This is a genomic window from Geodermatophilus sp. SYSU D00867, assembly GCF_054050315.1.
In genome coordinates, this window is record NZ_JBJGZC010000001.1 from 217,407 (window position 1) to 229,972 (window position 12,566).

The following is a 12,566-nucleotide window of genomic DNA, read 5'->3' on the forward strand; positions in this document are numbered from 1 at the left end:
AGCGACTGCACCGCGACCTGACCGACTCCCGGCCCGACGGGCCGGGGCTGCAGAGAGGGAATGTCTGACGTGAGCAAGATCAAGGTCGAGGGCACCGTCGTCGAACTCGACGGCGACGAGATGACCCGGATCATCTGGCAGTTCATCAAGGACCAGCTGATCCTGCCGTACCTCGACGTCAACCTGGAGTACTACGACCTGGGCATCGAGCACCGCGACGCCACCGACGACCAGGTCACCGTCGACTCCGCCAACGCGATCAAGAAGCACGGCGTGGGCGTCAAGTGCGCCACCATCACCCCGGACGAGGCGCGGGTCGAGGAGTTCGGCCTCAAGAAGATGTGGCGCTCCCCGAACGGGACGATCCGCAACATCCTCGGCGGCGTCATCTTCCGCGAGCCGATCATCATGCAGAACGTGCCGCGGCTGGTGCCGGGCTGGACCAAGCCGATCATCGTCGGCCGTCACGCCTTCGGTGACCAGTACCGCGCCACCGACTTCCGCTTCCCCGGCGAGGGCACCCTGACGGTGACCTTCACGCCGAAGGACGGCTCCGCGCCGATCGAGCACGAGGTCTTCCAGGCGCCCGGGGCCGGCGTCGCGCTGGCGATGTACAACCTCGACGAGTCCATCCGCGACTTCGCCCGGGCCTCGATGAACTACGGCCTGCAGCGCGGTTACCCGGTGTACCTGTCGACGAAGAACACGATCCTCAAGGCCTACGACGGCCGGTTCAAGGACATCTTCGCCGAGGTCTTCGAGACCGAGTTCAAGGACCAGTTCGAGCAGGCCGGCATCACCTACGAGCACCGGCTCATCGACGACATGGTCGCCGCGTCCCTCAAGTGGGAGGGCGGCTACGTCTGGGCGTGCAAGAACTACGACGGCGACGTCCAGTCCGACACCGTCGCGCAGGGCTTCGGCTCGCTGGGCCTGATGACCTCGGTGCTCATGACGCCCGACGGCCGCACCGTCGAGGCCGAGGCCGCCCACGGCACGGTGACCCGGCACTACCGCCAGCACCAGCAGGGCAAGGAGACCTCGACCAACCCGATCGCGTCGATCTTCGCGTGGACGCGGGGCCTGGCCCACCGCGGCAAGCTGGACGGCACCCCCGAGGTCACCCGGTTCGCCGAGACCCTCGAGAAGGTCTGCATCGACACCGTCGAGGGCGGTCAGATGACCAAGGACCTGGCGCTGCTGATCAGCAAGGAGCAGCCGTGGCTGACCACCCAGGACTTCCTGGCGGCCATCGACAGCAACCTGCAGAAGGCCATGGCCTGACGTAGTCGCTGACGCCGGCGGCCCCCTCACCCTGCGGTGAGGGGGCCGCTCGCGTTCGGGGCCGCGTGATCACCTCGGGTCCGGCGGGCACTCGCGGGCGTCGAGCGCCCTCCCGACCCGAGGTGGTCGAGGCTGTGGACAGCGGGCACGCCGAACGACCGGCGCCGGGCAGGCTCCACCGGTGCCCGTCGCGCCCCGCCGCCCACCACTGCTCCACGGACGGGTGTTCCGGGGTACGTGGGCGGTGGCGGCCGGTGTGCTGACGAAGGACGAGCTGCGGAGCGGGGCCTGGCGCCGGTTGCGCCAGGACGTCTACGCCGATGCCGGGCTGCCCGTCGACCACCGGCTGATGGCCCGCGGGGTCAGCCTGGTGATGCCCCGGTCCGCCGCGCTGGGTGGGCGGACCGCGGCGGTGCTCTGGGGCGCCGCTGACCTCGCGGGAGCCGAGGACCCGGTGGAGGTCGTCGTGCCGCCAGGGCGACGCTGGAGCCCGGGACCCGGAGTCGCGGTGCGGAGCGCTCCGCTGCGCGGGGACGTCGTCCACGACGGATCCTGGCTGCGCTGGACCGCGCGTGTGCGGACGGCGGTGGACCTCGTCCGGGGGACGGGACGGACGAGGCCGTCGTCCTGCTCGACGGACTGGTCCGCGCCCGCGTCGCGGACCTCGCTGCCGTGCGGGCCGCGGTCGCGGCGCTGCCCCGGTGCCGTGGCAGCGCGTACGCCCGCCGGGCGGTGGCGCTCGCCGACGGGCTCGCCGAGTCGCCCCAGGAGACGCGCCTGCGACTCCTCCTGCACCGGTCCGGCCTGCCCCTCCCCGTGGCGCAGTACGAGGTCCGGTGCGGAGGGCGCTTCGTCGCCCGCGTCGACTTCGCCTGGCCCGAGCACCGGCTCGCGCTCGAGTACGACGGCGCCTGGCACGGGGCGCCCGACCAGCTGCCGCGGGACCGGCGCCGTCTCAACGGGCTGACGTCCGCCGGCTGGCGCGTCCACTTCGTGACGAAGGGCGACCTCGGGGGCCCGACGACCTGCTCCGCGACCTGGCGCGCGCCCTCGACCGGTGATCACCCCGGACCCAGCAGTGCCAGCGGAACGCTGACAGCCCTCCTGACCCGGCGTGATCACCCGGCGCCGGCGCTCAGGCGCCGAAGAGCTGGGTCCACCAGGGGCCGCCGGAGCCCTCGGCCACGCCCACGCCGAGCTCGGTCAGCGAGCAGTTCAGGATGTTCGCCCGGTGGCCGGGGCTGTTCATCCACGCCGCCATCACCGCGGCCGGGTCGGGCTGGCCCTGGGCGATGTTCTCCGCCCGCGCGTTGCCGACGCCCGCGGCCCGGGCCCGGTCGAACGGGTCGAGCCCCTCGGGGGTGTCGTGCGAGAAGTAGCCGCGGTCGCGCATGTCCGCGCTGTGCGCCCGGGCGACGGCGGCCAGCGCCGCGTCCGCGACCACCGGCGCACACCCGGCGGCGGCGCGCTCCTGGTTGACCAGGGTCAGCACCGCGGCCTCAGCGGAGGGGTCGGCCGGGGCGGCGGCGGTCCGGGCCACCGGCGCCGGTGCGGGCTCCGACGAGGGGGGCGGCGTCTGCGTCCCCGACCCCGCCGCCGACGCGGAGGACCCGGCCGACGACGAGGACCCGGCCGACGACGAGGACCCGGCCGACGAGGAGGACCCGCCCTGCTCCGGGGCCGGGGACCCGGGCAGCACGGACGACGAGGACGAGGACGACGAGGACGAGGACGAGGACGAGGACGACGAGGACGCGGACGACGAGGACGCGGACGACGAGGTCCCGGCCGAGGACGACGAGGGCGCCGACGACGACCCGCCTGACGCGGTGGAGCGGCCCGCCGACGAGGAGGTCCCCGGCGCGGGGGTGTCCGGCGCGGACGAGCCCGGCGCGGGGGAGTCCGCCGCCGACGAGCCCGGCGCGCCGGGTGCCGTCCCCGGAGCGGTGGTCGGGGCGCCGTCCACGCCCATCGTCACCACGCCGGTGCGCTCGGCGCCGTCCTCCACGCCGTCCTCCACCGCGTCCGCCGCGGAGGTCGCCGCGGACTCCGCCGTCGACAGCCCGCCCCGGCCGGCGGCCATGAGCGGCACGAGCAGCGCGATGCCGCCCACGACGAGGACGACCAGCAGGACCGGCAGCAGGCGGCGGGCGCGGCCCCGGCGCCGCGGCGGGCGCTGGGGTGCCACCCGAGCGGCGTGGCGGGCGGACGGCGGGGAAGACCGGTGGCGCACGGAGCGATTACCTCACGAAGTCGACAAGTCGCTTTCTGTGACTTCGTGCAGAGTAGCCGTAGCCGGAGGTCACCCGGGAGGGTGACGTGACCGAGGTTACACGGAGGTCGCGCCGGGGTCGTGGGGGACGTCTCCCGGGGCGCGCGGTGGGTTTCGGGTCCCCGTCCGGGCAGCATGGACGGACCACCACCCCGAGACACGAGGAGCGCGCCGCCGGTGAGCGACGTCTGGCTCGACATCGTCATGGTCGTCGTCTTCGTGCTGATCGGCGGCGTGTTCGCCGGTGCGGAGATCGCGCTCGTGTCCCTGCGCGAGGCCCAGGTCCGGGTGTTGTCGGAGCGGGGCCGCCGCGGCCGCGCGCTGGCCCGGCTGCTCGGCGACCCCAACCGCTTCCTCGCCGCGGTCCAGGTCGGCGTCACCCTCGCCGGCTTCCTGTCCGCCGCCTTCGGTGCCAGCACCCTGGCCGAGCCGTTCAGCGACTGGCTGGTGCGCCGCGGCCTCCGCGAGGGCGTCGCCGACCCGCTGGCCCTGGTGCTGGTCACCGTCGCGATCAGCTACGTGTCCCTGGTCGTGGGGGAACTGACCCCCAAGCGGCTCGCACTGCAGCGCGCCGAGGGCTTCTCGCTGCTCGTCGCCCGGCCGCTGAACACCATCGCCCGGCTGTCCCGCCCGGTCATCTGGCTGCTGTCGGCGTCGACGAACGTGCTGGTCCGGTTGCTCGGCGGGGACCCGAAGGCCAGCGGTGAGGCGATCAGCCAGGAGGAGCTGCGCGACCTCGTCGCCGCGCACGAGTCGCTGTCCAGCGACGAGCGGAGGCTCATCGACGAGGTCTTCCGCGCCGGCGACCGCGAGGTGCGCGAGGTCATGACCCCGCGCACCGAGGTCGAGTTCCTCGACGCCTCGACGACGGTCAGCCGCGCCGCGCGGCAGGTCGCGGAGTCCGGCTGGTCGCGCTACCCGGTCGCCGGCCGCGACCAGGACGACGTCGTCGGGTTCGTGCACGTGCGCGACCTGCTGTTCCCCACGCACCCGGCCGGGCGCGCGGCGACCGTGGGCGACCTCGCCCGCGAGGTGAAGCGGCTGCCCGGCACCGCGGGCGTGCTGACGGCGCTGTCGGAGATGCGCCGGGAGAACCAGCACCTGGCGATCGTCGTCGACGAGTACGGCGGCACCGACGGGATCGTCACGCTCGAGGACCTCATCGAGGAGGTCATCGGGGAGATCTACGACGAGTACGACGAGGAGGTCGCCCCCGAGGACGGCGAGGAGCCCGGCGGTCCGCACGACGTCGACGGGCTGCTCAACCTGGACGACTTCGCGCAGGTCACCGGCCTGCGGCTGCCCGAGGGCCCGTACGAGACGGTCGCCGGCTACGTCCTCGCCGAGCTCGGCCGGCTGCCGGACGTCGGCGACGCCGTCGAGGTCGAGGGCCGCACGCTCACCGTCCTCGAGCTCGACGGACGGCGGATCGCCCGCCTGTCGGTCACCCGGGCGCCCGACGTCGAGCCGGCCGGGGAGGACACCCCGGCCGGCTGAGGCCGGTCAGCCCCGCTTCTGCGCGACCTCCCACGCGTCGCGCACGATGCCGGCCAGGTCGGGGTGCCGCGGCGTCCAGCCCAGGTCCGCCCGGATGCGGTCGCTGGAGGCCACCAGCTGCGCCGGGTCACCGGCCCGCCGGTCACCCACCTCCACCGGCACCGGGTGCCCGGTGACCTCGCGGACGGCGTCCACCACCTGCTGCACGGAGAACCCGGTGCCGTTGCCCAGGTTGTAGATCCGGTGCTCGCCCGGCTCCGGGGCGGTCAGCGCGAGCAGGTGCGCGTCGGCGAGGTCGGAGACGTGGATGTAGTCGCGGATGCAGGTGCCGTCCGGCGTCGGGTAGTCCTCGCCGTAGATCGTCATCGCCTCGCGCTTCCCGGCCGCCACCTGCAGCGCGATCGGGATGAGGTGGGTCTCGGTGGTGTGCCGCTCGCCCAGGCCGTACGCGGCGCCGGCCACGTTGAAGTACCGCAGGCTCACCGCGGCGAAGTCGTAGGCGGTCGCGTACGAGGTCAGCATCGCGTCGACGGCGAGCTTCGTGGCGCCGTAGGTGTTGGTCGGCCGCGTCTGCGCGTCCTCGCGGATCGGCACCTGCTCGGGCTCGCCGTAGGTGGCGGCGGTGGAGGAGAAGACGATCCGCCGGCAGTCGACCGCCCGCATCGCCTCGAGCAGCGCCAGCGACCCGCCGACGTTGTGCTCCCAGTAGATCTCCGGCCTGACCTGCGACTCGCCGACCAGGCTCTTCGCCGCGAAGTGCAGCACCGCCTCCGGCCGCACCTCGGCCAGCACCGGCGCCGAGTCCTGCAGCGTGGCCCGCACGAACCGGGCGCCCTCGGGCACCGCGTCGGCGTGCCCGGTCGACAGGTCGTCGAGCACGGTGACCTCGTGGCCGCCCTCGAGGAGGGCGGCGGTGACTACGCTGCCGATGTAGCCGGCCCCACCGGCGACGAGAACGCGCATGGGGCCACCCTAGGAGCCGTCGCCCGGGAGGACCTGTCCGTGGTGAGCGCACGTCCGGCGGTGCAGGCGCTGCCGGCCTACAAGCCCGGCCGCAACCCGGCCGACCTGGCGCGCGAGCTCGGCGTCGACCGCGCCGTGAAGCTGGCCAGCAACGAGGTGCCCTTCCCGCCGCTGCCGGCGGTCGTGCGGGCACTGGCGGAGACGGCGGGGGAGACCCACCGGTACCCCGACAACGGGGCCGCCGTCCTCACCGCCGCGCTGGCGGAGCACTACGGCGTCGACCCGGCGCAGGTGGTCCCCGGCTGCGGTGCGGTCATGCTCTGCCAGCAGCTCGCCCAGGCCTTCAACGACCCCGGGACGGCGATCGCCTTCGCCTGGCGCTCGTTCGAGATGTACCCGCTGCTGGCACAGGTCGCCGGCGCGCGCGGCGTCCAGGTGCCGCTGGTGCCCTCGGTCCCCGGCGGTGCCCCCGACACCCACGACCTCGACGCGCTGGCCGCCGCGGTGGACGACGACACCCGACTGCTGTTCGTGTGCAACCCCAACAACCCGACCGGCACCGCGGTCCGGCGGGCGGAGCTCGAGCGGTTCCTCGACCGGGTGCCCGGCACGGTGCTGGTCGTGCTCGACGAGGCCTACCGCGAGTTCGTCACCGACCCCGACGTGCCCGACGGCCTGGAGCTGATGCGCGGGCGCCCGAACGTCGCGGTGCTGCGCACGTTCTCCAAGGCCTGGGGCCTGGCCGGCCTGCGGGTCGGCTACCTGGTCGCGGAGGACCCCGCCGTCGCCGACGCCGTCCGCCGCACGCACGTGCCGTTCAGCGTCTCGGTGCTCGCCCAGGCCGCCGCCGTCGCCGCGCTCGGCAGCCAGGACGAGGTCCGCCGCCGCGTGGCCGCCGTCGTCGCCGAGCGCGACCGGCTCACCGCGGCCCTGCGCGGGCGCGGCCTGGCGGTGCCCGACAGCCAGGCCAACTTCGTGTGGCTGCCGCTGGGAGAGCCGTCCGCCGCGACCGCCGCGGCGCTGGAGGCCCGCGGCGTCATCACCCGGCCGTTCGCCGGCGAGGGGATCCGGGTGACCGTCGGCACGCCCGAGGAGGACGCCCTGTTCCTCGCCGCGCTCGACGACGTGCTCGCCGTCACGACCCCCGACACGGTGCGCCCCGGCGCGCCGGTCGCCTAGCGCCCGGCTGGTTTGATGGCCGTCGTGCCTCTTCCCCGTGTCCTGTCCGGCATCCAGCCGACGGCGGGCTCCTTCCACCTCGGCAACCACCTCGGTGCGCTCCGCCAGTGGGTCGCGCTGCAGGAGACGACCGAGGCCTTCTACTGCGTCGTCGACCTGCACGCGATCACGCTGCCGCAGGACCCCGAGGAGCTGCGCCGGAACACCCTGGTCTCGGCCGCCCAGCTGCTGGCCCTCGGCGTCGACCCGCAGCGCAGCACGCTGTTCGTGCAGAGCCACGTGCCCCAGCACCTGCAGCTGTCGTGGGTGCTCGAGTGCCTCACCGGCTTCGGCGAGGCCGGCCGGATGACGCAGTTCAAGGACAAGAGCCAGCGCGAGGGCACCGCCTCGGCCTCGGTCGGGCTGTTCACCTACCCGGTCCTCCAGGCCGCCGACATCCTCGTCTACCAGGCCGACCAGGTGCCGGTGGGTGAGGACCAGCGCCAGCACCTGGAGCTGACCCGGGACCTCGCCACCCGCTTCAACAGCCGCTTCGGCGAGACCTTCACCCTGCCGGAGACCCTCGTCCCGGCCGGCGGCGCGCGGATCATGGACCTGCAGTCGCCGGACAAGAAGATGAGCAAGAGCCTGCCGCCGGCCGGCTGCGTGTTCCTGCTCGACGACCCGAAGGTGACGGCGAAGAAGATCCGCTCGGCGGTCACCGACACCGGCCGGGAGATCGTGGCCGACCCGGTCAACAAGCCCGGGGTCACCAACCTGCTGGCCATCCACAGCGCGCTGTCGGGCACGCCGGTCGCGGAGCTCGAGGAGCGCTTCGCCGGGCGCGGCTACGGCGACCTGAAGAAGGAGCTCGCCGAGGTCGTCGCCGAGTTCGTGACGCCGGTCCGCGAGCGCACCAACGAGCTGCTCGACGACCGCGCCGAGCTCGAGCGGCTGCTGGCCGCCGGTGCCGCCCGGGCGCGCGAGGTGGCCGCGGGGACCGTCCGCGCGGTCTACGAGCGGGTCGGCTTCCTGGCACCGGTGGCGGAGTCGTGAACGACGACACCTTCGTCCCGCGCAGCCGTGTGGCGCCGCCGGAGACCGCCGTCGTCGGGGTCCTGGTGCCGATCCCCGAGCCGTGGGCGCAGCTGCTGACCGACTGGCGCGCCAAGGTGGGCGACCCGCAGGCGGGCTTCGTGCCGCCGCACGTCACGCTGCTGCCGCCCACCGAGGTGCCCTGCGTCGAGCGGGCGGCCATCACCGAGCACCTGGGGCGCGTCGCCGCGGCGCACCCGCCCTTCGACATGCACCTGTCGGGCACCGGCACGTTCACGCCGGTCTCGGACGTCGTGTTCGTCGCCGTCGCGCGCGGCATCGGCAACTGCGAGCTGCTGGCCACCGACGTCCGGTCCGGCCCGCTGGCCCGCTCGCTGACCTACCCGTACCACCCGCACGTGACCGTGGCCCACGACGTGCCGGGCGACATGCTCGAGCTGGCCTACACCAGCCTCGGCGACCTCTCCGCGGAGTTCCGCGTCACCTCGTTCACCGAGTTCGAGCAGACCCCGGAGGGCACCTGGGCGGTCGCCCGCGAGTACCCGCTCACCGGCCCGCCGCACTAGGCCCCCGCGCGGCACCCCCTGCCAGGGACCAGACTCGGACCGGTGGGTGGACCCCGGGACGGACGGCCGCGCGCCGCCGACGTCGTCCGCGCGCCCTGGTCCCGCATCGCCGGCCTCGGCTCCCGGATCACCGCCGTCGTCGACGCCCAGCGCCGCCGCCGGCCCTGGTTCGACCACCTGGCCCGCGCCGGCGGGCGCTACACCCGGACCCAGGGCGACCTCATGGCCGCCGGCGTCACCTACTTCGTGTTCCTCGGGCTGTTCCCGGTGCTGCTGCTGGTCGCGTCGGTCATCGCGCTGGTGCTCTCCGGGGACGCGCTGCTGCAGAAGGAGCTCTACGGCGCCATCCGCGACGCGTTCCCCGACGAGACCGGGGAGCAGATCGTCCGGGAGCTGCGCTCGGCCGTCAGCGCGGCCGGCCTCACCGGCCTGATCGGCGTCGCGGGCTTCCTCTACGCCGGGCTGCGTGCGATGGACAAGCTGCGGATCGGCATGGAGCGCATCTGGAAGGGGACGGTCGACGAGCCGGAGTTCTGGCGGGACAACCTCGCCGACCTCGTCGCGCTGGTCGCCCTCGGCGCGGCCGGGCTGGCCAGCATCGGCCTGACCGGGTTCGCCACCCAGGCCGCCGACGGCGTCCTGACGGTCTTCGGCGTCGAGGACGCGCCCGGCTGGGGCGCCGTCAGCAGCGTGCTCGGCATCGTGCTCGCCTTCACCGGCGACGTCCTGGTGTTCCTGTGGCTGCTGCGGGTGGTGCCCTCGACGTCGCACCCGCTGCGGCTGCTGCTGCCCGGTGCGCTCTTCGGCGCGGCCGGCTTCGAGCTGATGAAGCTGGCCGGCAGCCTCTACCTGTCCCTGATCTCCGGCAGCGTCACCTCGTCGGCGTTCGGCGGCGCGGTCGGCATCCTCGTCTGGATCAACCTCGTGGCCCGCTTCGCGTTCTTCACCGCGGCGTGGACGGCGACCCTCCCGGCCCTGGAGCGGACGGTCCCGACCGCCCCGGAGGTCCCCGCCGGTCCCGAGCGCCCCGCCGGGCCTGTGGACCCGCCGGTCCCCGCGGAGCCCGGCGCACCGCCCGCCGCCGGCCGATGAGCGTCGCGGCCACCACCGCGACCGCCGCCGCGCCGAGCGCCACCGCGCCCAGGGCCGGCGGGCCGTCGTCGGCCGGGGGAGCCGGGTCCGCCGGGCCGGCGGCGACCTCCGCCGGCCCGGCGGGGGAGGGGGCGGCGGTCGTCGTCGGCTCGGGAGGGACGACGTCGGCGGCGGAGTCGACCAGGGTGCCGACGCCGCCCAGCGACGGCGGCACCGTGAAGCCCCAGTCGAGCAGCAGCGCGGCCTGGTCGGAGGCCCGGCGCGGCACGTTCTCGGTGCCCATGACGCTGACCACCAGCCGCCGCCCGTCGCGCTCGGCGGCGGTGACGAAGGTGTGCCGGGCGGCGTCGGTGAAGCCGGTCTTGCCGCCCAGGGTCCCCGGGTAGCCGGCCAGCGGGTTCTCGTTCTGGATCTGGAAGCCGGGCGAGCGGCCCTCGACGCCGGGCATCTGCGCCGTCGGCGTCAGCAGGATCCCGGCGGTGAACGGGTCGGCGACCAGCGCCCGGAAGAACAGCGCGAGGTCGTAGGGCGAGGAGGACTGGCCGGCGACGTCGAGGCCCGACGGCGAGCCCGCGACCGTGTCGAAGGCGCCCATCTCCAGGGCGGTGGCGTTCATCGCGTCCACGGTGGCCGCCGTCCCGCCGAACGCCCGGGCCAGCGCGTTGGCCGCGTCGTTGCCCGACTGCATCACCAGCGCCTGGAACAGCAGCCCGACCGGGTAGTGGCCGCCGACGACGATCCCGACCTTGCTGCCCTCCATCGCCTCGTCCTCGACGGTGCCGGCGACCACCGCCGCCGGGTCCAGCCGGTGGGCCAGGGTGAGCAGCGTCAGCGTCTTGAGCGTGCTCGCCGGGTAGTAGCGGCCGTGCGGGTCGCGGGCGGCCAGGACGTCGCCGGTGCCGGCGTCGGCCACGAGCCACCCGGCCGCGACGACGTCGGCCGGCAGCGGTGGCGCGCCGTCGACGACGACCGTGCCGCGGGTGTCCAGGCCCTCCCCGCCCACGGTGACCCCACCGGGGCCCTCGCCCTGCGGCGGGCCGCCGGGCAGCGGCGCGGTCGGGGTCGGGGCGGCGGGGTCGGCGGTGGGCCGCGCGGGGTCCGGGGCGGCCACCGCCGGGCCGCCCCCGAGGAGGACGGCCAGCACGGCCAGGACGGCCGCGAGCGCACCCCGTCGTCGCCGCACGAGGGGACGCTAGCCCCGGCGGGGGCACCTGCGGGGACCGGGCGCAGTGGCGGGGGCCACGGATCCGGGCCGCTTCACAACGATCCCGTCTCGGTCCGCCGCAGGCATGGCGGCCTGCCCGGAGACCGCGGTTAGCGTGCCGGGGTCGTCCACGTCCGGGCGGCCGCCCGCGGGCGGCCGCGACCAGGACCCACGGGAGCGCCCTCCGCGTCCTGCGCGGGCAGCTCCCTCCAGAGAGGAGATCGTCTTGCGCCGAGCGCGGAAGATGAAGGCCGCAGCGCTGCTGCTGGCCGGCAGCATGGCCCTGGCGGCCTGTGCCAGCGACGAGCCCGCCGCCGGTGGCGGCGGCGAGGGTGGCGGCACCGCCACCGAGGAGCTGCGCGTCGGCCTCGCCTACGACACCGGCGGCCGCGGTGACCGGTCGTTCAACGACTCCGCCTACGCCGGTGCGTCGGCGGCCGTCGAGGCCCTCGGCGGCGAGCTGCAGGAGCTCAGCCCCAACGACGACGCCTCCAACCGCGCCGAGCTGCTCACCCAGCTGGCCGAGCAGGGCTTCAACCCGGTCATCGCCGTCGGCTTCAACTACGACGACGTCATCGCCGAGGTCGCGCCGCAGTTCCCCGACACCACGTTCGCGCAGGTCGACGGGTCCAACGAGGACGGCGCCAAGGGCGACAACGTCACCGGGCTGGTCTTCGCCGAGGAGCAGGGGTCGTTCCTGGCCGGCGTCGCCGCCGCGCTGAAGAGCGAGAGCGCCCACATCGGCTTCGTCGGCGGCGTGGAGAGCCCGCTGATCGAGAAGTTCGAGGCCGGCTACGTGGCCGGTGCCCAGGCGGTCAACCCGCAGATCGTCATCGACCGGCAGTACATCTCGCCGGCCGGTGACTTCAGCGGCTTCAACGACCCGGCCCGCGGCCAGATCGTCGCCCAGGGCATGTACGACGCCGGGGCCGACATCGTCTACCACGCGGCCGGTGGCTCGGGTGTCGGCGTCTTCCAGGCCGCCGCGAGCGCCGGCAAGCGCGCCATCGGCGTCGACTCCGACCAGTACCAGACGGTCGACGACCCGGCGCTGCAGGCCGTGATCATGACCTCGATGCTCAAGCGGGTCGACAACGCGGTGGAGGCGTTCATCAACGAGTTCTCCGAGGGCACCGTGGAGGGCGCTGCCGACGTCCGCTACGACCTGGAGGGCGAGGGCGTGGGCCTGTCCACGTCGGGCGGCTACATCGACGACATCCAGCAGGACATCGACGGGTACGCGCAGCAGATCATCGACGGCACCATCACGGTCCCGACGACGATCGAGTGACCCTCGTGCGGGTCTGCCCGCACGACTGATCCACCCTGCGACGCGGGCCCGGGCGGGAACGCCCGGGCCCGCGGTGCGCCGGGGCCGCCCCGGGCTCGGACGGAGCCCGGTGGGTAGGGCACCATACGCACGGCCCCAGGGCCCCGAAGCCCGGCGCAGCGGCTGATCCCGCGCGCCGGAGCC

General features: G+C 74.6%; 10 protein-coding genes and 1 pseudogene. 8 read left to right on the top strand and 3 right to left on the bottom strand.

The window, feature by feature from the left end; translation table 11 throughout:
• The first annotated feature begins 60 nt into the window (after positions 1-60).
• On the top strand, positions 61-1,284 hold the full coding sequence (locus ACI8AK_RS01195; RefSeq protein WP_456954878.1) for an NADP-dependent isocitrate dehydrogenase: 1,224 nt from the start codon (positions 61-63) through the stop codon (positions 1,282-1,284).
• A gap of 1,135 nt (positions 1,285-2,419) precedes the next feature.
• Here ACI8AK_RS01195 and ACI8AK_RS01200 read toward each other — a convergent pair.
• Complete coding sequence (locus tag ACI8AK_RS01200) at positions 2,420-2,776, bottom strand: CAP domain-containing protein (protein WP_456901363.1); 357 nt, start codon at positions 2,774-2,776, stop codon at positions 2,420-2,422.
• Between ACI8AK_RS01200 and ACI8AK_RS01205 the strand changes: the two genes are divergently transcribed.
• Together ACI8AK_RS01205 and ACI8AK_RS01210 are read left to right on the top strand one after the other, a co-directional pair.
• Positions 2,760-3,602 carry a hypothetical protein gene (locus ACI8AK_RS01205; protein WP_456954879.1) on the top strand — a complete coding sequence of 281 codons (843 nt, stop codon included), beginning with the start codon at positions 2,760-2,762 and terminating at the stop codon, positions 3,600-3,602. The two genes, ACI8AK_RS01200 and ACI8AK_RS01205, sit on opposite strands and share 17 nt — an antisense overlap.
• Before the next feature lie 131 nt (positions 3,603-3,733).
• Positions 3,734-5,053: a hemolysin family protein gene (locus ACI8AK_RS01210; RefSeq protein ID WP_387987590.1), complete on the top strand. Its 1,320-nt coding sequence runs from the start codon at positions 3,734-3,736 to the stop codon at positions 5,051-5,053.
• 6 nt (positions 5,054-5,059) lie between these two features.
• Here the strand turns inward: ACI8AK_RS01210 and galE are convergent, their stop codons facing one another.
• Positions 5,060-6,016, bottom strand: a complete 957-nt coding sequence (galE, locus tag ACI8AK_RS01215; RefSeq protein WP_387987588.1) for a UDP-glucose 4-epimerase GalE — start codon at positions 6,014-6,016, stop codon at positions 5,060-5,062.
• A 42-nt stretch (positions 6,017-6,058) separates the two neighbouring features.
• Here galE and hisC point away from each other — a divergent pair, with 42 nt between their 5' ends.
• The 4 genes and pseudogenes from hisC to ACI8AK_RS01235 all read left to right on the top strand — a co-directional run.
• On the top strand, positions 6,059-7,195 hold the full coding sequence (hisC, locus tag ACI8AK_RS01220; RefSeq protein ID WP_387987586.1) for a histidinol-phosphate transaminase: 1,137 nt from the start codon (positions 6,059-6,061) through the stop codon (positions 7,193-7,195).
• A gap of 15 nt (positions 7,196-7,210) precedes the next feature.
• Complete coding sequence (trpS, locus tag ACI8AK_RS01225; protein ID WP_456901360.1) at positions 7,211-8,230, top strand: tryptophan--tRNA ligase; 1,020 nt, start codon at positions 7,211-7,213, stop codon at positions 8,228-8,230.
• Entirely contained in the window at positions 8,227-8,796 is a 570-nt protein-coding gene (locus ACI8AK_RS01230) for a 2'-5' RNA ligase family protein (protein ID WP_456954880.1), read from the top strand. The genes trpS and ACI8AK_RS01230 overlap by 4 nt, the downstream gene beginning before the upstream one ends.
• A 222-nt stretch (positions 8,797-9,018) precedes the next feature.
• Positions 9,019-9,708 (top strand): annotated as a pseudogene (locus tag ACI8AK_RS01235) (YihY/virulence factor BrkB family protein); the annotation flags it as partial.
• Positions 9,709-9,739: 31 nt separating this feature from the next.
• Here the strand turns inward: ACI8AK_RS01235 and ACI8AK_RS01240 are convergent.
• Positions 9,740-11,071, bottom strand: a complete 1,332-nt coding sequence (locus ACI8AK_RS01240) for a D-alanyl-D-alanine carboxypeptidase family protein (protein ID WP_456901359.1) — start codon at positions 11,069-11,071, stop codon at positions 9,740-9,742.
• 247 nt (positions 11,072-11,318) lie between these two features.
• Here ACI8AK_RS01240 and ACI8AK_RS01245 point away from each other — a divergent pair, with 247 nt between their 5' ends.
• Complete coding sequence (locus ACI8AK_RS01245) at positions 11,319-12,383, top strand: BMP family lipoprotein (protein WP_387987578.1); 1,065 nt, start codon at positions 11,319-11,321, stop codon at positions 12,381-12,383.
• Positions 12,384-12,566: the final 183 nt, after the last annotated feature.

Excerpts from the sequence above, each read along its gene's own strand:
- galE (WP_387987588.1), bottom strand. The coding sequence starts at position 6,016 with ATGCGCGTTCTCGTCGCCGGTGGGGCCGGCTACATCGGCAGCGTAGTC.
- trpS (WP_456901360.1), top strand. The coding sequence starts at position 7,211 with ATGGCCGTCGTGCCTCTTCCCCGTGTCCTGTCCGGCATCCAGCCGACG.
- ACI8AK_RS01195 (WP_456954878.1), top strand. The coding sequence starts at position 61 with ATGTCTGACGTGAGCAAGATCAAGGTCGAGGGCACCGTCGTCGAACTC.